At 65.8% G+C, this 7,903-nt stretch carries 6 protein-coding genes and 2 tRNA genes; 2 read left to right on the plus strand and 6 right to left on the minus strand.

Going from position 1 to position 7,903, the window contains the following annotated elements; genetic code table 11:
• The 5 genes from clpX to ACRDUX_RS22650 all read right to left on the minus strand — a co-directional run.
• Positions 1–1,112 (minus strand): ATP-dependent Clp protease ATP-binding subunit ClpX (clpX, locus tag ACRDUX_RS22630; RefSeq protein ID WP_526416710.1); only part of this gene is annotated, 1,112 nt, incomplete at its 3' end.
• Positions 1,113–1,406: 294 nt separating this feature from the next.
• Positions 1,407–2,033 carry a ClpP family protease gene (locus ACRDUX_RS22635; RefSeq protein WP_526416712.1) on the minus strand — a complete coding sequence of 209 codons (627 nt, stop codon included), beginning with the start codon at positions 2,031–2,033 and terminating at the stop codon, positions 1,407–1,409.
• Positions 2,030–2,614 (minus strand): ATP-dependent Clp protease proteolytic subunit, encoded by a 585-nt coding sequence (locus ACRDUX_RS22640; protein ID WP_284230794.1) that lies wholly within the window; start codon positions 2,612–2,614, stop codon positions 2,030–2,032. Before ACRDUX_RS22640 ends, ACRDUX_RS22635 begins: the two co-directional genes overlap by 4 nt.
• Positions 2,615–2,724: 110 nt before the next feature.
• Entirely contained in the window at positions 2,725–4,131 is a 1,407-nt protein-coding gene (gene tig, locus ACRDUX_RS22645) for a trigger factor (protein WP_526416714.1), read from the minus strand.
• A 53-nt stretch (positions 4,132–4,184) separates the two neighbouring features.
• Positions 4,185–4,258 (minus strand) — tRNA-Pro (locus ACRDUX_RS22650).
• Between the two features lie 98 nt (positions 4,259–4,356).
• On the opposite strand from ACRDUX_RS22650, the gene ACRDUX_RS22655 reads away from it, so the two are divergent.
• Together ACRDUX_RS22655 and ACRDUX_RS22660 are read left to right on the plus strand one after the other, a co-directional pair.
• A tRNA-Gly gene (locus ACRDUX_RS22655) sits at positions 4,357–4,430 on the plus strand.
• Between the two features lie 635 nt (positions 4,431–5,065).
• On the plus strand, positions 5,066–6,703 hold the full coding sequence (locus ACRDUX_RS22660) for a PGRS repeat-containing protein (RefSeq protein ID WP_526416716.1): 1,638 nt from the start codon (positions 5,066–5,068) through the stop codon (positions 6,701–6,703).
• A 79-nt stretch (positions 6,704–6,782) separates the two neighbouring features.
• Here the strand turns inward: ACRDUX_RS22660 and ACRDUX_RS22665 are convergent.
• The coding region (locus tag ACRDUX_RS22665) for an amidase (protein ID WP_526416718.1) at positions 6,783–7,903 on the minus strand (1,121 nt) is incomplete at its 5' end.

A 7,903-nucleotide genomic window follows, 5' to 3' on the forward strand; every position in this document is an offset into this window, starting at 1 on the left:
CCACGGGCACCGGTGCCACGGTGGATGGCCTGATCGGCGATGGACTCCAACGCGTCGGGGGTGAACTCCAACTCGACACCGTCCATCTCGAACAGCCGAGCGTACTGCTTGACCAACGCGTTCTTCGGCTGCGAAAGGATGGTGACCAGAGATTCCTTGTCCAGGTTGGTCACCGACGCCACGACCGGCAGACGGCCGATGAACTCCGGTATCAAGCCGAACTTGATCAGGTCCTCGGGCATGACCTCGGCGAAGTGGTCCTGCGTGTCGATCTCCGCCTTCGAGCGGACCTCGGCACCGAAGCCGAGACCGCGCTTGCCGACGCGGTCGGACACGATCCTCTCCAGACCGGCGAACGCACCCGCCACGATGAACAACACGTTGGTGGTGTCGATCTGGATGAACTCCTGATGCGGGTGCTTGCGGCCGCCCTGCGGCGGAACCGAGGCCTGCGTGCCTTCGAGGATCTTCAGCAGCGCCTGCTGGACACCTTCACCGGAGACGTCGCGCGTGATCGACGGGTTCTCGCTCTTGCGGGCGATCTTGTCGACCTCGTCGATGTAGATGATGCCGGTCTCGGCGCGCTTGACGTCGTAGTCGGCTGCCTGGATGAGCTTGAGCAGAATGTTCTCGACGTCCTCACCGACGTAGCCGGCCTCGGTCAGCGCCGTGGCGTCGGCGATCGCAAAGGGGACGTTGAGCATCTTGGCGAGCGTCTGCGCCAGGTAGGTCTTGCCGCAGCCGGTGGGACCGAGCATCAAGATGTTGGACTTGGCCAGTTCAACGGGCTCGGCGCGTGAGTCGCGTGACTTCTCCTGAGCCTGGATTCGCTTGTAGTGGTTGTAGACCGCGACGGCCAGCGTGCGCTTGGCGGTGTCCTGACCGATGACGTAGCCCTCGAGGAATTCGCGAATCTCCGCGGGCTTGGGCAGCTCGTCGAGTTTGACGTCGTCGGCGTCGGCGAGTTCCTCTTCGATGATCTCGTTGCAGAGGTCGATGCACTCGTCGCAGATGTACACGCCGGGGCCCGCAATGAGTTTCTTGACCTGCTTTTGGCTCTTTCCACAGAACGAGCACTTCAGCAGGTCGCCGCCGTCTCCGATGCGCGCCATTGTTCCTGCGGCCCTACTTTCCTGATCGCCGTCGGTATGTCCCGGTTTGGTGGATCACCTCGGGTGTGCTCCCGACGCTACCCGTATGTTCTGGCACCGTGCGACCGATAAAGCCGAATAGCGCCGTTGATATTTGCCTGCGTTGATGGAGAACATATCCCCTGCCAACGCCGGTGGCCCGCCGCAACGCGCCCCTCACCGCTGGCGTGTCGTCGTCGCAACCGTTCTGAGACCACGGTACCCACGCCGACCGCGGAGCGGTTTCGGAACAAACCCCGATCACGGCGCGACGGGTCAAGCCGGCTGTGCAGACAGTTTGCGGTACTCCAGGACGGTGTCGATGATTCCGTATACCTTGGCTTCCGCCGCGGTGAGGATCTTGTCGCGATCGGTGTCCTTGCGGATGACCGCGGCGTCCTTGCCGGTGTGACGGGCCAGCGTCGTATCCATCAGCGTGCGCATGCGCTCGATCTCGGCGGCCTGGATCTCCAGGTCGGAGACCTGACCCTGGATGGCTCCGCCGACGGCGGGCTGGTGGATCAGAATCCGCGCGTTGGGCAGCGCCAGCCGCTTGCCGGGCGTGCCGGCCGCGAGCAGCACCGCGGCGGCCGATGCGGCCTGACCGAGGCACACCGTCTGGATGTCGGCCCGCACGTACTGCATGGTGTCGTAGATCGCCATCAGCGAGGTGAATGAGCCGCCGGGCGAGTTGATGTACATGGTGATGTCGCGGTCGGGATCGAGCGACTCCAGCACCAGAAGCTGCGCCATGATGTCGTTCGCCGAGGCGTCGTCCACCTGCACGCCGAGGAAGATGATGCGCTCCTCGAACAGCTTGTTGTACGGGTTGGACTCCTTCATGCCGAAGCTGGAGTGCTCGATGAACGACGGAAGGATGTAGCGCGCCTGAGGTTGCGTCATGAGGCACTCCCGTTGAAGTTGGCGTGGGTGATGATGTGGTCGACGAAGCCGTATTCGAGCGCCTCGGGCGCCGTGAACCAACGGTCGCGGTCCGCGTCGGTCTCGATGCGGTCGAGCGTCTGACCGGTGAACTCGGCGTTGAGCCGGTTCATTTCCTTCTTGGTCAGCGCGAACTGCTCGGCCTGGATCGCGATGTCCGCCGCGCTACCGCCGATGCCGGCACTCGGCTGGTGCATCATGATGCGCGCGTGCGGCAGCGCGTAGCGCTTGCCCCTGGTGCCTGCGGCGAGGAGGAACTCGCCCATCGACGCGGCCAGACCCATCGCGTACGTCGCGACGTCGCACGGCGCGAGCACCATCGTGTCGTAGATCGCCATGCCCGCGGTGACGGAGCCACCGGGCGAGTTGATGTAGAGGTTGATGTCCTTGGTGGGGTCCTCGGCCGACAGCAGCAGAATCTGTGCGCAGAGCCGGTTGGCGATGTCGTCGTCGACCTGGGTTCCCAGGAAGATGATCCGCTCGGCCAGCAACCGCTCATAGACGGAGTCGATGAGGTTGAGCCCCGACGCGCCCGAACGCATGTCAGTCACGACTGATTTACCTGCTTTCTCGAGTTTGCGTACTCGTTCACTGACACTAACGAAACCTGCGCGGCGAGCACTCCCCGGCGGGCGCGCGTTCGCTCACAGCGTCACTTGGCCTCGTCGGCCTCAGCCTCGTCGTCGGCGTCCTCATCGACCTCGTCGGCGACGGCTTCCTCGGCGTCTGGCGCCGGTGTGGCCGGGCCGAAGAACTCCGTCGTGTCCACCTCGTTGCCCTCGGTGTCGGTGACGGTGGCGCCGTGCACCAGCGCCGCGATGGTCAGGCCGCGACGGACGTCGGCGAACATGGCGGGTAGCTGGTTGTTCTGCTGCAGGACCTGCAGAAGCTGCTGCGGTTCGATGCCGTACTGACGCGACATCAGCACCAGGCGCTCGGTGATGTCGTTCTGGCCGACCTGGATGTCCAATTCGTCGGCGATGGTGTCCATCAGCAGCTGGGTCTTGACGGCCTTCTCGGCGTTCGACCGGTTGTCGGCGTCGAACTCCTCGCGGCTGCTGCCCTCCTCGACGAGGGCCTCTTCGAACTTCGCCTCGTCGTGGTCCAGGCCGTGGATCGCGTTGTGGACGGTGTCGTCGACCTGAGCCTGAACGATGGCCTCCGGCAGCGGCACCTCGACCTGCTCGAGCAGGGTCTCGAGCGCCTTGTCCCGGATCTGCTCGGCCTGACCGATGCGCTTGGTCTGGCGCACCTGATCGACCAGGCTCTCCTTGAGCTCCTCGATCGTGTCGAATTCGCTTGCCAGCTGGGCGAATTCGTCGTCGGGCTCGGGAAGCTCGCGCTCCTTGATCGACTTGACGGTGACCGTGACCTGGGCCTCCTGGCCGGCGTGGTCGCCAGCGACCAGCTTGGTCGGGAACACGCGCGTCTCATCGGCCTTCAGACCCTTGATGGCGTCGTCTAGACCCTCGATGAGCTGACCCGAGCCGACCTCGTGGGATAGGCCCTCGGTCTTGGCCTCGGCAACGTCCTCGCCGTCGACGGTCGCGGACAGGTCGATCGAGACGAAGTCGCCCTCCTCGGCGGCCCGCTCGACGCCCGTCAACGTGCCGAAGCGGGCACGAAGGTTCTGTAGCTCGACGTCGACCTCTTCGTCGGACACCTCGATGGGGTCGACCGTGAACGCCAGCGCCGACAGGTCGGGCAGCGTGATCTCGGGCCGGACGTCGACCTCGGCGGTGAACGTCAGGTCGGCGCCGTACTCCTTGTTGGTGACCTCGATCTCGGGCTGCCCGAGCGGCTGCACTTCCGAGCTGGCAACGGCCTCGCTATAGCGCGCGGGTACGGCCTCGCCGACCACCTGGTCAAGCATCGCCTGCTTGTCGATGCGCGATTCCAGCAGCTTCACGGGAACCTTGCCCGGCCGGAACCCTGGCATGCGGATCGTCTTGGCCAGCTCCTTGAACGCCTGGTCGAAGTCGCCCTGCAGTTCAGTGAAGGGCACCTCCACGTTGATGCGAACCCTGGTCGGGCTCAACTTCTCGACGGTGCTCTTCACGGCGTTGCTCCTTGCATGTCTGTGTCTTCGTCGACGTGGTGTCGTTTGTCCGGTCGGGGTGACAGGATTTGAACCTGCGGCCTTCCGCTCCCAAAGCGGATGCGCTACCAAGCTGCGCTACACCCCGTGCTTCACTGCCGTCGGAATACTACGGGCTGACCTCGCAACGCCATCAATTGGATTTGAATACGGCGGCGCCGGTACAGTCTCCCATGCAGTGCTAACGCGGGCGTAGCTCAATGGTAGAGCCCTAGTCTTCCAAACTAGCTACGCGGGTTCGATTCCCGTCGCCCGCTCCATGGACCGCGCCAAGACTTCGGTCTACAGGTGCGCGAGCTTGGTCTTCCGGCGATAGGCCAGGTACGCCTTCACCGGGCCGAGCCCGAGGTTGGGGTTCACCAGATGCTTGTTTCACTCGGAAGTACCTGGCGGCGACTCAGATCCAGCAAATTGTCAATAGTTTGCTGATTGTGCGATGGGCCCGTCTCGTCGCTGACGTCGAGCGCCGCGGAGGCGGCGCGGCCAACCCACCTCGACGGCTTCCGGCAAGCGCAACTCTGCAGCCTCCCTTACGGCGCGGCCTTGGCGTTCGACCGCGGAAGGGCTCCTGGTAACCCCCTGCGGACTCGGGCAACGGACGGTACCGCGACCACAACGACGCATCATGTGTCGGATATGGCAAATTCGTAGTGAACTCTGATGATGTTGCCCGCTTAGAAAGGTTCATGCGGCGACGCGTCGTTCTCGCAACTTGCTGGGGGCATCGGTTCAGGCCATGTGACGTGCTACTTCAGAACCATTGGAAAGTTTCAGCGAAGATCTATCCAAAGCTTGGAGAACGGTGTATACCTACTGGCAGCGATGTCAATCGCTAGCTACATGTCATCGATATGCATTTTCAGACAACTTTTGACTCGTCGGGGAGGACCGTCAGATGAGAACCGCAATGCTCACCGCCGCCATGGCCGCAGGCGTGCTAGTCGCGCCAAACGTCGTTCCCCTCGACCCACTCGACCATGCGGCACCAGCGGGGCAAAGCAGCCCCGCAACACCTGTCAAGACGGTGAGTGGATCGGTCGAGTTGGCGCGATTCGCCCAATCGGTGTCTGGCGCCCGCTTCGCGTCGACGCCGAGCTTCGTGGCGACACCTGGCATGAGCGCACCGGTCGTCGTCGTGTTCATCCGCAGTGCCGAGCCTGGCAGAGCAGCATGGGGTGGCGGTAACACCGGTGACACGTCCGGCGGCAGCACCGGTGGCAACGGCCACGGTGGCAGCCCCGGCTACTCGCAATCCTTCGGACCCACCGCGTTCGCGACCAGCGGACTGCAGACCGGCGGAACGGGGCAACCGGGCCAGTCAGCGGCACCGGCTGCAGGCGGCGAGGTGCGGGCAGCCTTGTACACCCCCACCGGCGCGTTCCTCGGACTCATCGGCCCCGGAGGCCTACTGATCGGCAACGGCATCGACGGCGCCCCCGGACAAGCGGGCGGCAACGGCGGCCTGTTGTGGGGCAACGGCGGTGCCGGCGGTGCGGCCTACATCGATGAGAGCGGCGTCTTCCACGCTGCCGGAATCGGTGGCAGCGCAGGACTCATCGGTAACGGTGGCGCTGGCGGACAGGGTTTGAGTGCCACCTACGACACGACCACGGGTGCGTTGATTCACGAAGCGAGCGCAGGCGGCAACGGCGGCAACGGCGGCCTCCTGATCGGAAGCGGAGGTGCCGGCGGCTGGGGCGGCAACGCCACGGGCGTCGGCGACGTCCGTGCCGCCGATGGCGGCGCAGGCGGCAGTGGTGGCTTCCTGGCGGGCAACGGCGGCGCAGGCGGTCTCGGTGGCCTCGCTGAATCCGAGACGGGGGACGCGACCTCCGGCAACGGCGGCAAGGGCGGGTCCGCAGGTCTTCTTGGCGACGGCGGCGGCGGCGGCAGGGGCGGCGACGCCATCACGCACGGCGATGCGATCACCGTCGCAGGCAATGGCGGTGAAGGCGGCGTGGCGGTCACCGGCCAGGGTGGCGAAGGCGGCCACGGTGGCGACGCGACCGGCTGGGATGCCTCCGGCGGCGGAACCGGCGAGCCGACGTACGGCTCCAACGGTGGCGCCGGTGGCAATGGTGGCGGATCGGTGATCGGCCATGGCGGCGCTGGAGGACACGGCGGTGAAGCGGTTACCGACGATGGAACCGCAGGTGGCGGAGCCGGCGGTAACGGCGGCGGAACGATCGCTGGCTCCACCGGCGCTGGAGGCAACGGCGGCGAGGCCCAGGCCGACGAAGGGTCTGCCACCGGCGGCCACGGCGGCCGCGGCGGACCCGGGGTTCTCCGGGGTGGCGGCGGCGCAGGCGGAGTCGGCGGTGAGGCCCACGCGAAGGACGGGAAGTCGCAGGGCGGCTCCGGCGGCAAGGGCGGTAACGGCGGCTTCTTCTCGCCTGGCGGCCGCGGCGGCAACGGTAGCTCCGCGAAGGCGAATAACCCGTCGGATGCAAAGCCCGGCGACGGTGGCGAAGGCGGCGCGGGCGGACCCGGTGGCTCCAACGGTGAAAGCGGAAGTTCCGGATCTGACAGTTAACCGTCGAAGTTCCGAAACCCCGGTCGGACTGATGTTCCGGCCGGGGTTCGGCGTTTCAGGGTCCGTTCTCCGGCCTCCCTTACAGCGAGGGCTTGGCGTTCGACCAAGGCCGCGCGGCCTCGTAGTTCGCCGCGGCGCGCAGGACGGCGGCATCTGCTCGGTGCCGCCCGGCGATCTGCAGCCCGACGGGCTTGCCGTCGCTGGTGAAGCCCGCGGGGACGGTGATTGCCGGGGTCGTCGTCATGTTGTAGGGGTAGGTGAGCAACCAGCCGAGCAATTGGCGTTGTAGCGACTGGCCATCGAGCCACTCTGGAGCAAACCGATCGAGCGGAAAGGTGGGAGTCGCCAAGGTGGGACTGACCAGGATGTCGTAGGTCCGCATGAACTCACTGAACGTGTCCCACATCCTGCCACGGAACGCCTCTGCCCTGCCGATCTCGACCGCGGTCAGGGTTTCGGCCTGAGCGAAGATCTCAATGAGCTGGTCGTCAACCTGACCGCTCATCGTCTTCCAATCGAGCACGTCGTACTCGCACGAGTAGCCGGGAACCCACAAGCCCTTCCACATGGCTTCCTCGGGGTGCCCCCAATCGGGCGTGGCTTCTTCGACTACGGCGCCAAGGGATTCGAAGGCGCGCACCGCATCTGAGCACACCGCCACCACTTCGGGGTCGACATGGCCGAGGCCCAAGTCTGACGACCAGGCCACCCGCCACCCGGTGATGTCACCCTCGACGGCCCTCGCGTAGTCGACTCCGTCGTCCGGCACGCTGTTCGGGTCGGAGTCCGATGGGCCGGCCATGACCGAGAACATCAACGCCGCGTCAGCGACGGTGCGGGTGATCGGCCCGTGAAAGACGTGGGTGTAATGCCGTCCGTCGAGAAGGGTGTGCGGGATGCGGCCGAGCGAGGGTTTGAATCCGACCACGCCGCACATCGCCGACGGGATGCGCACCGAGCCCGCACCGTCCGCCCCCTCGGCCAACGGCCCGAGTCCAGAGGCCACCGCCGCGGCCGCTCCGCCACTGGAACCGCCTGCGGTGTGTCCGTGTTTCCACGGGTTGTGGGTGGGACCGTAGAGATGGCTGTCGGCGCCTCCGTAGTAGCCGAACTCCGGGGCGTTCGTCTTACCGAGAAACAGGCCGCCGGCTTCCTTCAACCGGGTCACGACGGTGGCATCGTGTGAGCCGACGGTTCCTG

Origin of the sequence: Mycobacterium sp. (assembly GCF_050701675.1) — a bacterium.
Taxonomy (GTDB): domain Bacteria; phylum Actinomycetota; class Actinomycetes; order Mycobacteriales; family Mycobacteriaceae; genus Mycobacterium.

Bases quoted from the DNA above. Each gene is read 5' to 3' on its own strand.
- ACRDUX_RS22635 (WP_526416712.1), bottom strand. From the start codon at position 2,033: ATGACGCAACCTCAGGCGCGCTACATCCTTCCGTCGTTCATCGAGCAC.
- ACRDUX_RS22640 (WP_284230794.1), bottom strand. From the start codon at position 2,614: ATGCGTTCGGGCGCGTCGGGGCTCAACCTCATCGACTCCGTCTATGAG.
- ACRDUX_RS22660 (WP_526416716.1), top strand. From the start codon at position 5,066: ATGAGAACCGCAATGCTCACCGCCGCCATGGCCGCAGGCGTGCTAGTC.